The organism is Yersinia sp. 2540 StPb PI (genome assembly GCF_052217165.1).
Classification (GTDB): Bacteria; Pseudomonadota; Gammaproteobacteria; order Enterobacterales; family Enterobacteriaceae; genus Yersinia; species Yersinia enterocolitica_E.
Map to the genome: position 1 here is coordinate 1,845,251 of NZ_JAZGQC010000001.1, position 18,185 is coordinate 1,863,435.

Below are 18,185 nucleotides of genomic sequence, written 5' to 3' on the forward strand. Positions count from 1 at the left end.
ATGATGAGCCGGTTATTTAATCGCAAAATAGCCACTGTCGAGTAAATCAGACAACGGCTGCGGCGGGCTAATGGTTTCACCGTCAGCTAAATCGACACCGATGGTTATCAGTTTATTGAGCGTCAGAGGGAGTTCTGCTGGCCCAGCCAGAGTGGCGATATTGGCTCGCTGAGCGGTACCATTAATGATAGAGACCAGCACTTCATCCATCTGATTAATATGGATATGGGAAATTAAGTCGCTGTTAAACTTAAGATAATCGATAGTGTGATCCGCCAGTAACTCGAAATCATTCAGGTTATGACCAAACTCTTTAACGATGAGTTTGCAGCCCAGTTGTTGCAATTTGGCGAGAAAATTGCCAATCGCGAAGGGGTATTGCAGTAAGGTGGATTCATCGACCATCCAATAGAGACTTTGTGTTGGCAGTACGGTTTGCCGCACCAAGGTCAGCAATGATTGGCGGAACTCTTCTTTGAGCAGCGCCGCCTCTGACAGCGGGATAGCCAGCGCCAGCCCTTTATGTTTGATAGCTTGGGCATGTGTCATTAACAGTTGCTCACAGACCCAATTATCAATCTGCGGCAGCAAGCTATAGAGCAGCGCGGCTTCCTGAAACTCGGCCTGGCTGATGTTAAGGCTATGTGGCCGATTAACCTCGAAACTGATTTGATAGAAACAGACAGACAACGGCGTTCTGGGGGGCGCGGTTGGGGTGAGTTGCAATACCAGTTGGTTATCATTGAGAATATTCTCAACATCTTCCCTGCTCAACAGCTCGTGTTGGCGTGCTAATAGCTGCTTTTGCCGTGGCTGATAGAGATAAACCTGACCGCGCCCACTGTGTTTAGCGGTGTAACAGGCGATATCTGCCTGTGCCATAATTTCACTGCGCTGATTGTTATTGCTACTTATTTGCGTCACACCGGCGCTGGCTCCAACACGATAGAGCTTATCTTCCCAGTAGAAATGATAGCCATTAATCAGTGATACCAGACTTTGGGTAATGGCTTTGGCATGGGGTAGGGTGCAGTTGAGCATCAGTAAGCCAAACTCATCACCGCCGAGGCGTGCAACACAATCGCTGTTACGTAAGTGCTGGCGCATCAACTGGCTCAACTCTTTCAATAATGCATCTCCTGCTGGGTGCCCGGCAGTGTCATTAATGGCTTTGAAATAGTCCAAATCAAGGAAAGCCAATGCATGTTGTTGGTTAAGTTCGACGCTAATTTGGATTGCCGCTTTCAATTTATTCTCAAAATTGGCGCGGTTTGGCAGACCCGTGAGATTATCGTGAGAGGCGCTGTGGCTGAGTTTGCGCATCATTGCGCGCGATTCCCCGACATCCTGGAACACCAGTACCGCCCCGACAATGTCCCCTTCCAACGTTTTCAGCGGCGCGACCGACTCCTGAATATCATAATACTGGCCATCACGATGGTGTAATACCATTGACTCATTGAACGAAGAGTATGGGCGATGATTAAGACAATGCTCTATCGGGTTATCAATCTCCGCGCCGTCTACGCCGTTAGTCAACTTGATGATATGGTTGACCGGTTGGCCCAATGCGATGGTATTTGCCCAGCCGGTCATTTTCTCGGCCACCGGGTTCATAAAGGTAATCTTCATCTCCTGATCGGTACAGACCACAGCTTCACCGATGGAGTCCAGCGTGATATGCAGTCGCTCTTTCTCTTCGTGCAGCGCTTCCGTCAGATTTCTGATTTCCGTCATATCCAGCGTGGTGCCAATCAGACGCAGAATATTGCCATTTTTATCACATATCATATTGGCTTGATTACGCAGATGGACAATTTCACCATCCGGTAATAACAGCCGGAATTCCAGACGGTATGGCTGGCGCTGCTTGAGGGCGGCGCTATATTCGCGATTAACCCGATTGATATCTTCCTGATGAATGTATTTCTGCCAAACACGCTCATCAACCTGGGTATTAAAAGGAATATGATAGAGTTCATACATCCGCTTATCCCAACTGATAACCTGCGTTTTGATATCCAATTCCCAGATACCGATCCCCCCAGCCTCGTTAGCCAGCGTAATACGCTCCATTAGGCGGCGGTTAATAATCTCGGTTTTTTTCAGCTCATTGATATCTTCAGCCTGCGAGATGAAATAGAGCGGTTGCTGTTGGTGATCCCGCACCACACTGACCACCAGTAGTGCCCACACAATTTCACCATCGCTGCGGATATAGAGCTTTTCCATCGAATAGCTGGGGATACGGCCATGATACAGGTCGTCGAGTAATTTCAGGTCCGCAGAGAGATCGTCTGGATGAGTAATTTGCTGGAAAGTCAGGGTCAGTAATGTCTCTTGGGAATAGCCTAATAACTTGCATAAGGCCTGATTGACCTGCATCCATTGGCCTTGCGGTGAGACCAAGGCCATACCGATGGCTGAATATTCCATCGCGTTACGAAAGCGATTTTCGCTTTCAATAATATGCTCTTTCTCCATGCGAAAAGAGTGCATTACCATTGCCATGGCATGGGGCGGAATTAACACCATTAATAAAGGAATAAAGGAGAACGCTTGAATTGACAGGTTAGTATCGGAATTAATGGTATACAGCTTGAAATTAAGCATCAATGCAATCAGCAATGTTGCCATAAAGCAGATGGAAAATGTCTCAAAACGCGGTAAGCGGATTGAGGTCCAGATCAACGTCATGATGACAAAAGTAAAGGGGAAAGGCAGATAAATCAGTCCGATATAACAAGCTGATAGTGATATTATCATCATAAAAATCATATCAAACAGCGCTTTGGATTTGGTCGCGATATCGAAGTAACCTCGACGGTAAAGTAACCCGACCGGCCCTAAGGCCAACATTCCTACCGCCTCGGACATAAACCACACCGTGAGCACTTGGGTAAAGCCCCCGTTTTGTGGGGATAAATACCAAGCCGCTGCCAGCCCACTGGCCAGAGGGACCACAATCACAGTGCAAACCGAGAATTTAAGCCAACTGAGCAGGTTATTGAGCGGGTCTTTGGTTTGCAGGAATTTACGCAGTAACCAGGCCCCGGCGGATGCCTCTGCCAGGTTGATAAATGTTAGGGGTAACGGGAACCAACTGAGGCCATATAAAATAAAATTAGCGGCAACAATACATATCCCTGCGGCCAATAATTGCCATAACCAGTAGCGCATAGGATGGTGGAACAGCGCCACCATTAATACTGCCGTCGGGAACCATAATGGGGCAAGGTTTTCTGACTGTTCAGAAAGCTGGATACAAAAGAGTGCGAGCAAAAATACGACTATGCTGATGATAGTAATGTGGAGAATGGTTCTATTGTCAGGTGCCGGTTTTTCGGACGCACTGAGATCCATATAACGCCTTATTTTGCTCACACAGATTTAGATTATGATAGGAAAAGCCCATCACATAAAGAATATACCGCCGTTAAAATACGGTCATATTCAAAAGTTTAGTATAGATAAACACTGTCGAGTGTTATTCCTCTTCTCAGTGCTTAATTAATGATTTGTTTATTAGCATAATAGTCAGACCAAGAATATAGTTGCCAGTCCCAGAAAGATGAAAAACCCACCGGTATCTGTGATGGCAGTGATCATAACACTCGATCCGATAGCCGGATCACGCCCCATCCGAGCCATGGTCATCGGGATAATAACCCCCATGAGTGCTGCCATCAGCAAGTTAAGGATCATGGCTAATGTCATCACCCCCCCCATTGCCGGATCGCCATAGAGCAGATAGGTGACTACCCCCATAATCCCGCCCCACACCAAACCATTAATCAACGCCACGCCCAATTCTCTGAACATCAGGAAGGTCACGTTACCTTGTTGAATATGGTGTAATGCCAACGCTCGGACAATCATGGTAATGGTTTGATTACCGGTATTGCCGCCAATACCGGCCACAATCGGCATTAATGCTGCCAGAGCCACTAATTGTGAGATGGTGTCCTCAAATAAGCCGATCACGCGTGAGGCAACAAATGCCGTACAGAGGTTGATTGCCAGCCATGACCAGCGGGTGCGAACCGCGCGGCCTACCGGGGAGAACACATCTTCTTCCGGGCTTAAGCCCCCCATGCGTCTTAGGGTGGTGTCGCTCTCTTCGTTGACCACATCAACAATCTCTTCGATGGTCAAACGACCCATCAGTTTGCCTTTGGCATCAATTACCGCGGCACTGATTAAGTCATAACGTTCAAAAGCACCGGCAGCATCTTCTGCTTTCTGTTCGGGTTGGAACGTGGTCGGGTTGCTATCCATCACCTCAAATACTTTAGCATCGGGCGCATTGAGCAGGATAGAGGTCAATGGTAACTCGCCAAGTAAGGTATTTTTGCGGTCAACCACAAAGATTTTATCCGTGGCATCGGGAATATTTTTCCGATAACGCAAATAGCGTTGCACGGCTGCCAGCGTAATATCGGCACGTACCGTCACCAGCTCGAAATCCATCATCTGACCGACAGTGTCACGGGCATATTGGATAACTTCCCGCACTCGGGCGCGTTGATCCGGGTCCAATGAGGTGAGCAGGCGGCCCATCAAATTACGTGGCAGGTATTCAGCCAAATAAGCCTGTTCATCGACATGCAAAGTGCGCATGGCCCTCAACAGGTCTTTATCACTCATCTCTTTAATCAGCGAATCCCACACTGTTTCAGAGACTTCAACCAGCGTTTGGCCGCGTTTCTCATTTTTGACCAACCGCCACAATGCCAAACGTTCGTCATGAGGCAACGCCTCCAGTAAGTCAGCAAGGTCGGCAGCATGCAGATCATCAAGTAGACTTCTGATTTCTAACGTTTGCTCGGACAGTTGTTCATCACTGAGCTTTTCTTTCTCTTCCTGACGGCCAAGAATGCCATCAACCAAAGCCTTATTATTCAATAATAGAGAAAGTATCCGGTTGCGTATTTCAGCCAGTTTTTTCGTATTATTTTTAGTTTTATTCTTTATAACGGCAGAAATTGGCACAGGAATAATCGGCACTGGCATAGTGTGTCCTTAATTCGAAAACGACCCTTTGCCCCTGAAGTCGTAGGGATAGGCACTAAAACATTAACGACAAAACATCTAGGGGCTGAGATCGCTCTCATGGGGGCCAGGTGGTTCGCCTTCTACAGTCAGTTCAAGTTGCTGTGACTGCCTGCGCTCCTGATGATGGGAAATAGAAGCGACCGCCGCATACAATAAACGGCCAAACAGAATGAGAAAGCTCACCAGTAGGATTATTTTTGTTAGCTGTGTCGATGGCCGTCTTCTCATCATTTACCTTCCTACCCTTCGCTCTTGGCGTTGCAGCTGTGTTTGTCACAATTAATGTTAGCTGCTCTCACTACTCGTCCCATCCATGGGCCTCGCCTCGTTGAGGCCGCTGCAAGCAGCGTTCAAATCTGCTCCCGGCAGATTTGTCACCCGAATCACTGACTACAGTCAGTGATGCGGGATTGATTCTGATTACTCTTTGACGGTAACCACATCCGCTGCTTCTGGCTCTTCTTCTTCAATGATCAGCTTCCAGCCTACTACATCATCCCAGTATGCCTGCTCACGCTCAAAATCCAGTTGTACCAGATTATTTTGTGTCAGATAACCGACGGGGAAACGTAATGTCCAATGGCTATCGTCAGTTATCAAACGCAGACTCTCTGGCGTGGTAGTCGACTGACGCTGATTATTCAGTAACGTACTCAAACGTAATAACTGAATTAACGGTAAATAATACTTTTTCTTGAATAAATTTAAACGCGGTAATTCATCCAGCTTGATGCCTTTACGATGCATCCGTACCAACGTTGCCAGCAGCAGTTGTTGCTCCTGATTAAAGCCCGGTAAGTTGGTGTTTTGCAGGATATAGGCAGAATGGCGGTGCATCCCACTGTGATTAATACTCAGACCCACTTCGTGCAACATTGCCGCCCATTTCAACAATGCTTCAAGCTGCGGCTGCACTAACTTGGTGTTCTGCGCTAACCACTGGGTATAAAGTTGTTCGGTTGTTTCCAGCACTCGGCGGGCTTGTTCGCGGTCAATATTATAGTGTTCCGCCAGGCTTTTTGCCGTGCGTTGACGAATATCCTGATGGCGGAAACGGCCTTCCATCTCATACAGCACACCTTCGCGCAGCGCGCCGTCGGATAAGCGTAACTCTTTGACTGCTAACGCATCAAATACCCCACACAAGATAGCCAGGCCCGGTACAAATACCGACTGGCGATCTTCTGACAATCCCGGCAGGCTCAGGGCTGAGAAGTGTTTGAATTGTAACACTTGCTCAACCAGCATTTCGAGGCGATCTGGTGTTATCAAACCGTCTTTTTCGCCCATTTCCACCAACACTTCATAGGTGGCCTTAATGGTACCGGATGCCCCCAGCGCATATTGCCAACCCTGAATGCGGTATTGCCATGCCAGGTTTTCCAGTTTCTGTGCTGCCGCAAGACGGGCACGTTTGAAATTGGCCTTACTTATCTCACCGTGTGGGAAGAACTGCTGGGCAAAACTCACGCACCCCATACGGCGGCTCTCTACCAACAGAGGCTCAAAATCTTCACCAATAACTAACTCTGTTGAACCCCCACCAATATCGATGACCAGCTTGCGGCCTTTTTCCGGCTGAGTGTGTTCGACGCCCATAAAAATCAAACGGGCCTCTTCTTGGCCGGAAATGATTTCGATCGGATACGGAATAACCGCCGCCGCCCGCTTGAGGAATGCCTCCGCGTTAGCGGCTTGGCGCAGCGAATGGGTGCCAACAATACACACATTATCAGGTGAGAAACCCTGCAAGCGTTCTGCAAACAGCGCCAAACAGGCTAAACCCCGTTCGATGGCTTCTTCGCTAAGCATGTTATTGTGGTCCAAACCATCAGCCAGATGTACGCGCTGCTTTAGGCGACCTAAAACCTGTAGCGCGCCGTTGACGACCCGGGCAATGACCATATGAAAACTGTTAGAACCCAAATCGATAGCTGCAATTTCCTGCGGCTTGGTGGTCGATGAACTGTTGGATAGCGGCATAATTTAGCTCGATGCGTCTGGTTGTTCCAGCGCTTTTAAATAATCATAGATGGCAATCTGTGCACGTACTTTGCGCCTATTACCACGCGGTACATAACGATTACTCAGTTCTTTATCAATATAACGGGCTTTTACCGTGTCGTTGAATAACAGCTCTAAAATATCTAGCACCCGTTGTTTTAATTTCGGATCCAGCAATGAGACCGCGACTTCAATACGGTAATCGATGTTACGGGTCATCCAGTCAGCGGAAGAGAGATACACCAGTTTGTCGCCTTTATTCTCGAACACATAGACCCGGTCATGTTCCAAGAAACGGTCAACGATACTGGTGACCTGAATATTATCGCTGATCCCCGGCATATTGGGGATTAACGAGCACATGCCACGTACCAATAATCGGATTTTTACCCCAGCACTGGAGGCGCTATATAACCTATCTACCAGACCTTTATCTACTAAATTATTTATCTTCAGGGTAATACCGGCGCTTTCTCCGGCCTGAGCATGAATAATTTCCTGATCAATCAATTGATACAACATTAAACGCGAGTTCTGCGGTGACACCATCAGATTATCGAATTTGACCGGGCGATAAGGATTTTCGATAAAGTTAAATACCCGCCGTACTTCATTGGTAATACGGGCATCTGCGGTCAGTAATGAGTAGTCGGTATAGATTCGGGCGGTTTTCTCATTGAAGTTGCCGGTACCGATATGGGCATAGCGCACGATCTCCTCGCCTTCAAGGCGGGAAATCAGGAATAATTTGGCGTGGATCTTCAGACCAGGTGCTGAGAAAATAACGTGTACACCTGCGGCCGTCAGGCTTTTGGCCCAGTGGATATTGGCTTCTTCATCGAAGCGCGCCTGTAACTCTACCACTACCGTGACTTTCTTGCCGTTATGGGCGGCATGGATCATCGATTCGATGATGCGTGAATCCTTGGCGACCCGATAAATATTGATTTTAATCGCTAATACGCTGGGATCGAAAGAGGCTTGACGCAGTAATTCCAATACGTGTTCAAAGGTGTGATAAGGGTAATACAGCAGGACATCTTGTTCACGGATAGCATCAAAGCCATTGCGGAATTTATCAAACCAAATATGGCGCAGGCGCGGCATTGGCCGGTTAACCAGATTGCTTTTGCCCACATTCGGGAAGCTGATAAAGTCTTTGAAGTTATGGTAACGGCCACCTGCAATAACCGAGTCATCATTAGAGATACCCAATTTATTGCGCAGTAATTCCACCATCTCATCGGGCATATCACGTTGGTAAACAAAGCGCACCGGCTCTGCCGTCAGGCGCTGTTTAAGGCTCGACGACATCAGCTCCAGCAGGCTGGATTCCATTTCAGTGACCAAATCATATTCGGCATCACGGGTCATCTTCATGGAGTAGGCGTTTAGCGCATCGTAATCAAAGAAGCCTTTAAAAATCTCATCGAGGCAAAATCTCAATATATTATCAAGTAATATCATTGGCTTGCGGCGGCGAGGTGCTTCTGGTGGCAAATTGACAAAACGCGGGACTTTATCTGAAGGAATCTCCAGCAGGGCATAGGCAATTTCCTGCCCGCGGATAATCTCCACCGCCAGATAGGTGTAATCGTCTTTTAAGAACTGCACCAGGTTGGTGTCATGGTTAATCAAGATCGGCGTAATGTGTTGGCGCAGATGCTGTTTAAAATAGATTTTTAGCCAGGCTTGCTGATTTTCGGAAATCTGCCGTTCATTAATCAGGAAAATCTGATTACGCGCCATTTCCAGTAAAAGATCATTATATAACCCATCAAATTCTTGATCGGCTTTCACCACTTTGCTCTGAATTTTTTTCAGCAAATGGCGAGAGGTCACGGCAGAGCCTTGCTCTTCGCTGATCAAAATGCGCCGTTTCAGATCGGCAAATCGGACTTTATAGAATTCGTCCAGATTATTGGAGTAAATGCCAAGAAATCGCATCCGCTCGATGAGTGGATTGCTCTTATCTGCTGCTTCCTGCAATACCCGCTCATTAAAAGATAACCAGCTAAGTTCTTTTTCGATGTAGAGCTTTTCCTGACCCATTGCAACTCCAGTAAGATTATTGTGGGAGTATTTAGTGTCCTCAATCATTATTGCGAAAGTTTGACAAGAAAGTCCAACAGATATCATTAGTTAACTTTGTCCGTTAAACCTTATACCCAATCGATCTTAAGTTGCAGGAAAGCGGTAAGCAACAGACAGATTGGTCAAAGACGGGTTTGAGCAACACACCTGCATTTTGAAAGATGATGGGTATAAAACATTGTCATGCAAACGCCACAAAAGTGACATAAGATGCTCGGTCATCTGGCGGTATAGATATACGCTTGGATTGATAATAGTAGACGGGGCATGGGGCAATCGAAGAGTATGCAGCGAACAGGCAAAGCAACACCATCAGGGAGAGATAAGCGCCGGGCTGCCATTGATCGTTTAGTGCACATGGCGGTGACGAGTAGTGGCTTGTTAGTGCTGCTGACACTGATGTTGATTTTCGTTTACCTATTGTATGCCGTATTACCGTTGTTTAAACCGGCCTCTATCAGTTTGCATAATCAGTTCGCTGTCACTCGCAGTGCGCCGACGGCCGCGCTGGGTATTGATATTCAAGGGCAGGTCGGATATCGCATTGATAATCAAGGCTATGGCTACTTTATTCGGCTCAATGCACTGGGGGCATCCCCGGCAGGTAGTCTGATAAGCGAACAGCGGTTATCGCCGCCACCGGTATCAATCAGCCGTGCAGCCAATGGGCAACCTTTGTATGGCGTTGGCCTGAGCAATGGCCGTCTTACTCTACTGCAACCCGATTTCTCAGCCACACCGCCACGCTGGCAATTTCCGCTGGGTGAACAGCCGCGGTTTATGGATTTGAAAGGCCAACGCTTGCAGCATTTGGTGCTGGCTGAACCGCAATCACAGCAATTTACCCTTGCCGCGGTTACCGATGATGGCCGCTTGCTGGCAGGGACGTTTACTGCCCAGGGGCAGCAGGTCACTGAACTGACGGATGTGCCGAAAACGGTCAGTCAACTGTTATTGGCACCTGACGGGCGTTTGCTCTATCTGTTATCCGGCCAGCAGTTATCTATCTATCAATTTGGTCCGGAACTGAAATTGCGTGAAACTGTGTCGTTACTGGATGACCAGCATGCGTCTGATGGGCCATTGACCCTCTCTTTGCTGCCAGGTGGCAAGTCGTTGCTGGTGCAAGCGCCGGGCGGCGTAATCAGCCAATGGTTTGATGTGCAGAAAGGGTCGGATAATCAATTTCACTTGACGCGCATACGCAGTTTCACTCCGACAGGTAAGGGCTTATTGACCACGGAGAGCGCGCGTCGGGTTTTTGCCTCATTATCGCCACAAGGCGAGCTATCACTCTTCTCCAGTATCCAGTCAACGCCTTTGCTGCAACATAAATTAGCTGACGGCGTTACCGACGCTGCGTTCTCCCCTTGGGGTGATAGTTTGCTGCTTGAGAATGCTGCCGGTTGGTCTACCTATCAATTGGACAATCGCTATCCAGACATTAGCTGGCGTAGCTTGTGGCAACGGGTGTGGTATGAGAATTACCCTGAGCCAGCCTATGTTTGGCAATCAAGCTCGGCCGAAGAGAGCTATCAGGCTAAATTCAGCCTGGTACCGATTATTTTCGGCACATTAAAGGCTGCCGCCTATGCCATGTTATTCGCCGTTCCATTGGCATTGGCGGGGGCAATTTATACGGCCTATTTTATGTCGCCAGGTTTGCGGCGAGTGGTTAAACCGGCCATTGAGATGATGGGGGCATTCCCAACCGTGGTTATAGGTTTGATTGCCGGTATTTGGTTGGCTCCGGTAATTGAACATTATCTGACGGGCATTCTGCTACTTCCGCCGCTGTTGGCGCTGGCTATTTTATTGTGTGGCTGGGGGAGTAGTTGTCTGGCGGAAAAGACACAATGGCGGTTACCTGCGGGCTGGGACGTGATTGTGCTGTTGCCGGTTATCCTGCTGACCGGCTGGTTCGCATTATGGTTGGGACCACAACTGGCGCAGTGGGTGCTAGGAGGGCCATTACATGAGTGGTTGGGTGACAACTACTCTCAACGTAATGCGCTGGTGGTCGGTGTCGCCATGGGGTTTGCGCTGATCCCGGTCATCTTTTCGCTGGCAGAGGATGCACTATTCAGTGTGCCGCCGTCACTCAGCCAAGGCTCATTGGCACTAGGGGCGACCCCGTGGCAGACGTTAACCCGGGTCATTCTGCCCTCAGCCTACGCTGGTATCTTCTCTGCACTGATGATTGGTTTTGGCCGTGCGGTGGGGGAAACCATGATTGTGCTCATGGCGACCGGCAATACACCCATTATTGATGGCAGCATTTTTCAGGGGTTACGGGCGATGGCAGCCAATATCGCTATCGAGATGCCGGAAGCGGTCGTCGGTAGCGGCCACTATCGGGTGCTATTCCTGACCGCACTGGTGCTGTTTTGCTTCACATTTTTAGTCAATACACTGGCCGAGGCTATTCGTCTGCGGTTGCGTGAACGCTATCAGATGGAGCGGACGGCGTGATGAACATTAAGCCTAACGTGTCTGGCGTGACCAAAAAGTGGTTTGCATCGGGTTCCCCGTGGATCTGGCTAACCGCCAGTGCTGTCAGTATCAGCCTGCTGGCGTTGCTTGGGATCATATTATTGTTGGCAGGCCAAGGGATGCGATATTTCTGGCCCGCCCCGGTCTATCTGTTTGAGCTTAAGCAAACGGCGGCAGGCTCGGTCAAAATGATTGGCGAAATTTATCAACAGCAGACGCTGTCACGTCAGCAATTAGAACAAGCCGGCGTGATGTTACCGTCGCAGGCCGGTGAGACCGTAACCCGCTATTTGATTAAAACCGGTAACCGCGAGATTCAGGGGCAGGATTTCCATCGCCTGCTGGACAGTGATATCCAGCAACGCACTTTGCCTAAAGATCTGCTGGTGCTGGATCGCCAAAACAATGGTATGGCATACGGTTTCCTCGCTGGCATGTTGGATAACGGCCAACCGTTAGTGGGCAATGATTTGGCTCAGGAACTGCAAAAACGTATTCCTGTGATACAAGGTCTGGTCAAGCGCGCGAATGATATTCAGTTCCGCCAAATGAATATGCTCAATCAACAGTTTGAGGCGTTGCGGCTAGAGAAAAAACGGCTACAAATGAATGGCGACCTTGACAGTAAATCGCAGGACCGTATCGAGGCGGAGTGGGGGGCGCTGCAACGTAGCCATCAAGCCATGATGGAAACATTACGCGGGCTACAAACCGAGCAAAGTCGCTACACGCTGTTATTGCGCGACATGAATGGGCAAATCCACCCACTGTCACTTAGCCAGATTAACCGCGCCTGGTATCCCAATGACATGACTTTCGGGCAAAAACTACATCATTGGGCAGCACAAACTCAGAAATTCCTGACCGATAATCCGCGCAATGCCAATACCGAGGGCGGTGTGTTCCCAGCGATTTTTGGCACGGTACTGATGGTGATACTGATGTCTATCGTGGTCATGCCATTAGGGGTGATTGCAGCGGTGTATTTACATGAATATGCCGGCAAAAACTGGCTGACCCGCATGATCCGTATTTCTGTGGTGAATCTGGCTGGGGTGCCCTCTATTGTTTATGGCGTATTTGGCCTCGGTTTCTTTGTCTATCTGATTGGTGGATCACTGGATAAACTGTTTTACCCAGAGGCGCTCCCCAACCCGACATTCGGTACCCCTGGCGTTTTATGGGCGGCGTTAACGCTAGCACTGCTGACGTTGCCAGTGGTGATTGTTGCCACCGAAGAGGGGCTGTCACGCATTCCGGCCAACTTGCGGCAAGGCTCGCAAGCGCTGGGAGCCACTAAGGCTGAGACACTGTGGCATATTGTGTTACCGATGGCGGCACCGGCGATGATTACCGGGCTTATTTTGGCGGTGGCACGGGCTGCGGGGGAAACCGCGCCGCTGATGCTGGTAGGGGTGGTGAAATCAGCGCCGCTCTTGCCAGTCGATGGTATCTTCCCGTTCCTACATTTAGAACGTAAGTTCATGCATTTGAGCTTCCAGATATACGATATGGCATTTCAAAGCCCCAATGTGGAAGCGGCTCGCCCATTAGTCTTTGCCACAGCTCTGCTGCTGGTGATCATTGTGGTCGGCCTTAATTTAGCGGCTATTGGTATTCGCCATCATTTGCGTGAAAAATATCGAGGTTTATTGTTGTGACTGAACTTTTTAACCCGCAGGACGAAATATGGGACTTTTGACGCCGGATTCGCTGCCGCTGCTTGATGTACAGCAATTGACCGACGAGCAAACGGCGCTGGCGGTCGAAAAGCTCAATTTATTTTATGGTGACAAACAGGTGTTGCACGATATTTCATTTAATGTGCCTAAGCACCGTGTTACTGCGCTGATTGGCCCGTCTGGTTGTGGTAAATCTACCTTATTGCGCTGCTTTAACCGCATGAATGATTTGCTGGATAACTGTCATCTTGAGGGTGAAATCCGGCTAGGTAGTGAAATTATCACCGATAAAACCACTGACGTTGCCGCATTGCGTCGGCGGGTTGGCATGGTGTTTCAGCGGCCCAACCCATTCCCTAAGTCAATTTATGAGAATGTGGTATATGGCCTGCGCTTGCAGGGGATTCGTGACCGTCGGGTGCTTGATGATGCTGTTGAGCGCTCATTGCGGGCCGCAGCATTGTGGCATGAAGTGAAGGACCGATTGCGGGAAAATGCCTTTCGTCTCTCCAGCGGCCAGCAGCAGCGCCTGGTCATCGCCAGAGCCATTGCTATTGAACCTGAGGTGTTATTGCTCGATGAGCCGACATCCGCTCTGGACCCAATATCCACCCTAACCATCGAAGAGTTGATAACCACACTCAAGCAGCAATACACCGTGGTACTGGTCACCCATAATATGCAGCAGGCGGCGCGGGTCTCGGATTACACCGCCTTCATTCATCAAGGGAGCCTGGTGGAATATAACGATACCGATGCGTTGTTCACTTCACCGCGTCAGCGCCGGACGGAAGATTATATCACCGGGCGTTACGGTTGAACATTTAGCGCCAGTACAGCAGTTTCTAAGGTGTTTGCTTTATTTATCAATTGCGATTTAAGTTTACACTTTCATGTGCCGCTCGTTATTTAGGTGACTACTGAATGGAAGCGTTAAGTGAAAGAGCTATTGATAACTCAGCCTGATTTTATGGAGACATTTAGTTGTGTCGGCACAGCATGTCGCGAACACTGCTGCAAAGGCCAAAATGTCACGCTTGATAGAAATCGTTATCAAAAATACATTAAAAGCCCTTACGCAGAAATTAAACGTATTGCCATTAACCAGATTTCGGTTACTCAAGCCAGCCTTGCCTCTTGGGCTAATATTCACCCGGATAGTCAGGGGAATTGCCCCTTTCTTGATGAACAACGGTTATGTCAAATTCACAAACATGCCGGCGCTCATGCACTGAGTCACAGTTGCGCAACTTTCCCCCGCGTTGAACATGTTTATAAAAATCAGAAAATCAAAAGCATGTCACTCTCTTGCCCTGAGGTAACCCGGCAGGCATTATTTTCCGATGACGCGCTAACGTTGCGTTTTTCTACTATTAACCAATATGACTATTACAAAGCACCGGATATTGTTATTGAAGAGCGGTTGGTTAATCGCGCTTGTGCGGCAATTGCAGCCAGCCAGCAACCGAATATTGAAGAAAATCTTTGGGCGATAAATTGTTTTTTACATAATTATCAAGCCTGGGATGACGTGAATAAAATTAAAATGGTTGAGATAGACAACCTGCGCACTGAACTTATCGCCACTATGACGGCAGGGCAAGCAGCCCATGAACTGGCAGCGATGAAGATAGCTCCGGCTATCAGTGATGAACTATTAAATTATTTGGCTGATTTTATTGCACAACTGGCTGATATTCGGGGGCGAAATACGCTGGCGGCTTATGCTCAACCGTTGCTGAGCTACGCCACTAATGACCTGATTGAGCAAAATAATAATAAGCAACAATTAAACAATGCATGGCAACAGTATGCCTTGCCCTTTTTTACCAAATACCCGTCGGTATGGCGCAATTATTTTCTGTTACGCATTCATCATGACCAATTGGCGATGGGGGATGAGCAAGCGGCGGTTACGGTATTTAATCTACAAGCCATAGATTTCTTCTATTTGAAAGCACTCATTTCAGCCTATGCCAGCCAGCATGGGGAGCTAACCGAAGATGACGTGATTGGTATTATCTATTCTTATCATGCGTGTCGGGAATCCACGGATAGCTCAAGCCAGAAATTTAAACAAGACGTTATGGCTTGGGCGCTAAAAGAAGATTTTTCATTATTATCGTTGTTGGCGTGAAATAGTATTTAACTAAGTGGCGGGTTGTGTCGTTTGTTATCTGTATATTATCAGTAACTAATAGGAATATATTCAGTGAAGGAATTACAGATTATCCAACCTGAATTTGTTAAGAATTTCAGTTGTATTGGGTCAGACTGCCGTGACCACTGTTGCAGTGGTTGGATTATCAGTCTTGATAAAAACACCTACCGAAAATATAAAAATAGCCAAAACCAAAGTATTAGAAACATAGCAATTAAGAATATTACAGTTACGCGCACAAACCCATCCAACTGGGCTAAAATACGCCTTAAAAGCGATGGCAACTGCCCTTATCTTGATGAGTCTCGTCTGTGTGAAGTTCATAAACGTTTGGGGAGTGAAGCGCTTAGTCATACTTGTTCGACATATCCACGTGGAAACCATCAGTACAAGACAGAACAATTTAATACTCTGACACTTTCCTGCCCAGAGGTTACCCGGTTGGTATTGTTTAATCCGCATGCATTTACTCTGCATGAGGAGAGCGTCTACCAAAAACAGTATTTCAATGATAGAGAAATGAATACTGAAGGGCAATTTATTCACTATTATTGCAACCAAATAGTGGCCATGCCGAATGATAATTTTGAAGAGAATATTTATGCGGTTCATGTGTTTATCCACTGTTGTAAAAGTATCGATAGTACTGTTGATGATAAGCCACAGATGATATTTGAGTTATATAAGACCATTCGATCCAAGTTGGCGGCTGGGGATATACTAAAAGAAGTCGTGGCAATCCCTTTTAATGCTAATGCACGCTGGCAATTTCTGATTATGTATCAAGAGTATACGGTTGGAGCTATAAATTTTAGAGGACATAAAACGCTATTTAATTATATGGCTTTTCTCATTCATCATTTGATGAATGAAGTAGATATTAACCAACTAGAAGAACGTATGGCAATGTTAAGCGCTACCTGGAATGACAGAGTTATGCCGTTGCTTAACCAACACCCTCATATTCTACGTAATTTTTTTCAATATAATTTTTACAATAATCAGTTTGCACTCAGTGAGATTGATGATATTGATAAGGATTTTAATTCCTACGTAACAGATTTCTTTATTATAAAATCAGTTATCAGCGCTTTTGTGATACACAATGGCACACTGAGTGAAGATGATATAATTAATATCGTCTATTCATACAGTACTTTTAAGCTGCACCGTCATGATGCTCAAAAATTTCTGTTATCGAACATAGATAAAGTTAATGAAAGTGATGATTTTTCTTTACTGAGTATGTTGAATTGATATTGGGGCCAACTGAACTGGCCCCAGTGGATTAAGCACTCTTTATCGATGGTGTTTTATATTTTGCCAAATATTGTGGCTGGAAAATACACATACGAATTACAGTACGGTATTCACCATTGATAAAGAACTCTTGCTTTAATTCCCCCTCTATTTCAAAGCCTAATTTTGTATAGATATGGATGGCTTTTTGATTTTCTTTATCAACAATCAGATAAAGTTTGTACAAATTCAGTACCGAAAAACCATATTCCATCGCCAGTCTTGCGGCAGCCCCGGCATGGCCTTGACCCTGATGAGCCGGATCGATAATTATCTGAAACTCAGCACGGCGGTGAATATGGTTAATTTCAACTAACTCCACCAGACCGACTTTTGTCCCCTGGCTTTCAATAATAAAGCGGCGCTCACTCTGGTCATGGATATGTTTATCATACAGATCAGACAGTTCAACAAAGGCCTCGTAAGGCTCTTCAAACCAATAGCGCATTACGCTGGCATTGTTATCTAACTGGTGAACAAACGGCAAGTCATCCCGTTCCAGTGGGCGTAACCTGACGCTGTTAGTGGTAGACATACATATTCCTCATTGGCGACAGCGGTTGCTGCCCTAAAAATTATACTATTAGCACAAGAGGTAAGCACAGGGAATTAAAAAAGGCGCTAACCATTAATGGCCGCGCCTTTAATCAATATTTATTAACTTGTTTTATTCAGCCGCGTAGCCTTGCGCAGGTAGGCGTTCACCATCCAGCCAGGCGGCATTATCACGCATAGCAAGACGGCCATCGGTAAACCAACTGACTACCAGCGGATAAATGCTGTGTTCCTGAGTTTGTACTCTTTCGACCACATCCTCTTCGCTATCCTCACTGAAAACCGGTACTTTGGCTTGCAGAATAACCGGGCCGCCGTCCAGCTCTTCAGTAACGAAATGCACCGAGGTGCCATGCTCCTGATCACCGTTTTCCAGTGCCTGACGATGAGTGTGCAGACCGGGGTATTTCGGCAACAGTGACGGATGGATATTTAACATTCGTCCAGCATAGTGCTGAACAAACTCTGCACTGAGAATGCGCATATAACCGGCTAACACCAGTAAGTCAGGCTGATAGTAGTCAATGGCTTGCGCCAATGCCAAATCAAAACTGGCGCGATCCGCATAGGACTTGGCATCCACAGCATGGTGGGGAATACCCGCCAATTCAGCTCGTTCCAACCCATAAGCATCGGGGTTATTACTGAACACGGCACTGATGGTGCCTGAAATACGCCCTTGTTGTTGGGCGTCGATCAACGCTTGTAGATTACTGCCCTGGCCGGAGACCAAAACCACTATCTTTTTCATATACCCTTCGTACTTGAAGCTGCGGGGGTGTTGGCTGCGCGCATTACTCGGCCCATCCGTGGGCCTCGCCTCGTTGAGGCCGCTGCAAGCA

12 protein-coding genes are annotated in these 18,185 nt (G+C 47.5%); 5 read left to right on the forward strand and 7 right to left on the reverse strand.

Going from position 1 to position 18,185, the window contains the following annotated elements:
- Positions 1 to 12: 12 nt before the first annotated feature.
- From V1956_RS08370 to ppk1, 5 genes are all read right to left on the reverse strand, one after another.
- A complete protein-coding gene (locus V1956_RS08370) occupies positions 13 to 3,363 on the reverse strand; it encodes a diguanylate cyclase (RefSeq protein ID WP_442825013.1) in 3,351 nt (1,116 codons plus the stop codon).
- Positions 3,364 to 3,537: 174 nt separating this feature from the next.
- Positions 3,538 to 5,013 carry a magnesium transporter gene (mgtE, locus tag V1956_RS08375; protein WP_083163267.1) on the reverse strand — a complete coding sequence of 492 codons (1,476 nt, stop codon included), beginning with the start codon at positions 5,011 to 5,013 and terminating at the stop codon, positions 3,538 to 3,540.
- A gap of 78 nt (positions 5,014 to 5,091) precedes the next feature.
- Positions 5,092 to 5,283 carry a YfgG family protein gene (locus V1956_RS08380; protein ID WP_372559936.1) on the reverse strand — a complete coding sequence of 64 codons (192 nt, stop codon included), beginning with the start codon at positions 5,281 to 5,283 and terminating at the stop codon, positions 5,092 to 5,094.
- A gap of 192 nt (positions 5,284 to 5,475) precedes the next feature.
- A complete protein-coding gene (gene ppx / locus V1956_RS08385) occupies positions 5,476 to 7,038 on the reverse strand; it encodes an exopolyphosphatase (protein WP_442825014.1) in 1,563 nt (520 codons plus the stop codon).
- A 3-nt stretch (positions 7,039 to 7,041) separates the two neighbouring features.
- On the reverse strand, positions 7,042 to 9,111 hold the full coding sequence (gene ppk1, locus V1956_RS08390; RefSeq protein WP_083163271.1) for a polyphosphate kinase 1: 2,070 nt from the start codon (positions 9,109 to 9,111) through the stop codon (positions 7,042 to 7,044).
- A gap of 327 nt (positions 9,112 to 9,438) precedes the next feature.
- On the opposite strand from ppk1, the gene V1956_RS08395 reads away from it, so the two are divergent.
- The 5 genes from V1956_RS08395 to fliB (V1956_RS08415) all read left to right on the forward strand — a co-directional run bounded on the left by V1956_RS08395 (position 9,439) and on the right by fliB (V1956_RS08415) (position 16,746).
- Complete coding sequence (locus tag V1956_RS08395; protein ID WP_420070841.1) at positions 9,439 to 11,625, forward strand: ABC transporter permease subunit; 2,187 nt, start codon at positions 9,439 to 9,441, stop codon at positions 11,623 to 11,625.
- Positions 11,625 to 13,307, forward strand: coding sequence for a phosphate ABC transporter permease PstA (gene pstA, locus V1956_RS08400; protein WP_442825792.1), 1,683 nt, complete (start codon positions 11,625 to 11,627; stop codon positions 13,305 to 13,307). The genes V1956_RS08395 and pstA overlap by 1 nt, the downstream gene beginning before the upstream one ends.
- 28 nt (positions 13,308 to 13,335) lie before the next feature.
- Entirely contained in the window at positions 13,336 to 14,148 is an 813-nt protein-coding gene (gene pstB, locus V1956_RS08405; protein ID WP_083163277.1) for a phosphate ABC transporter ATP-binding protein PstB, read from the forward strand.
- Between the two features lie 117 nt (positions 14,149 to 14,265).
- Positions 14,266 to 15,465 (forward strand): flagellin lysine-N-methylase, encoded by a 1,200-nt coding sequence (gene fliB, locus V1956_RS08410; protein WP_442825015.1) that lies wholly within the window; start codon positions 14,266 to 14,268, stop codon positions 15,463 to 15,465.
- 75 nt (positions 15,466 to 15,540) lie between these two features.
- Positions 15,541 to 16,746, forward strand: coding sequence for a flagellin lysine-N-methylase (fliB, locus tag V1956_RS08415; RefSeq protein WP_442825016.1), 1,206 nt, complete (start codon positions 15,541 to 15,543; stop codon positions 16,744 to 16,746).
- Between the two features lie 31 nt (positions 16,747 to 16,777).
- Here fliB (V1956_RS08415) and speG read toward each other — a convergent pair whose 3' ends face one another.
- Together speG and purN are read right to left on the reverse strand one after the other, a co-directional pair.
- Positions 16,778 to 17,323, reverse strand: a complete 546-nt coding sequence (gene speG / locus V1956_RS08420) for a spermidine N1-acetyltransferase (protein WP_083163283.1) — start codon at positions 17,321 to 17,323, stop codon at positions 16,778 to 16,780.
- Positions 17,324 to 17,455: 132 nt separating this feature from the next.
- The gene (gene purN, locus V1956_RS08425) at positions 17,456 to 18,094 is read right to left on the reverse strand and encodes a phosphoribosylglycinamide formyltransferase (protein WP_372559631.1); all 639 of its coding nucleotides are present in this window, start codon (positions 18,092 to 18,094) and stop codon (positions 17,456 to 17,458) included.
- Positions 18,095 to 18,185: the final 91 nt, after the last annotated feature.

Bases quoted from the DNA above. Each gene is read 5' to 3' on its own strand.
- V1956_RS08370 (WP_442825013.1), bottom strand. From the start codon at position 3,363: ATGGATCTCAGTGCGTCCGAAAAACCGGCACCTGACAATAGAACCATT.
- mgtE (WP_083163267.1), bottom strand. From the start codon at position 5,013: ATGCCAGTGCCGATTATTCCTGTGCCAATTTCTGCCGTTATAAAGAAT.
- V1956_RS08380 (WP_372559936.1), bottom strand. From the start codon at position 5,283: ATGAGAAGACGGCCATCGACACAGCTAACAAAAATAATCCTACTGGTG.
- ppx (WP_442825014.1), bottom strand. From the start codon at position 7,038: ATGCCGCTATCCAACAGTTCATCGACCACCAAGCCGCAGGAAATTGCA.
- ppk1 (WP_083163271.1), bottom strand. From the start codon at position 9,111: ATGGGTCAGGAAAAGCTCTACATCGAAAAAGAACTTAGCTGGTTATCT.
- V1956_RS08395 (WP_420070841.1), top strand. From the start codon at position 9,439: ATGCAGCGAACAGGCAAAGCAACACCATCAGGGAGAGATAAGCGCCGG.
- pstA (WP_442825792.1), top strand. From the start codon at position 11,625: ATGAACATTAAGCCTAACGTGTCTGGCGTGACCAAAAAGTGGTTTGCA.
- pstB (WP_083163277.1), top strand. From the start codon at position 13,336: ATGGGACTTTTGACGCCGGATTCGCTGCCGCTGCTTGATGTACAGCAA.
- speG (WP_083163283.1), bottom strand. From the start codon at position 17,323: ATGTCTACCACTAACAGCGTCAGGTTACGCCCACTGGAACGGGATGAC.
- purN (WP_372559631.1), bottom strand. From the start codon at position 18,094: ATGAAAAAGATAGTGGTTTTGGTCTCCGGCCAGGGCAGTAATCTACAA.